This window comes from Asaia sp. SF2.1, assembly GCF_000505765.1.
GTDB lineage: Bacteria > Pseudomonadota > Alphaproteobacteria > Acetobacterales > Acetobacteraceae > Asaia > Asaia bogorensis.
Genome location: NZ_AYXS01000004.1, coordinates 16,109 through 16,343 on the forward strand (window position 1 = coordinate 16,109; position 235 = coordinate 16,343).

Genomic DNA, 235 nt, shown 5'->3' on the forward strand with positions numbered 1-235 from the left:
AGCGCCCTGTCGTCATGTGGGCGCTCATGATGAATGATGCTGATCAGTCCGCACTGGTTGTAGGGCAGGCGCGTGACCATGATGCCCGCCTGCTGGCGTAACGGACTCTGCCGCCCCTCTGCGGCGATGACGAGCGGCGCCCGATAAACCGGTCCGGATTTAAGCGTGATCTCGACATGATCGGCGCCGAATTCGAAGCGCCCCGTATCAGGTGCGGCGATGTCGAGAGCGCCTT

1 pseudogene is annotated in these 235 nt (G+C 62.6%); it reads right to left on the reverse strand.

Features of this window, described 5'->3' with window-relative positions:
- Positions 1-235: pseudogene (locus P792_RS38250) on the reverse strand (ubiquinone biosynthesis protein UbiH); the annotation flags it as partial.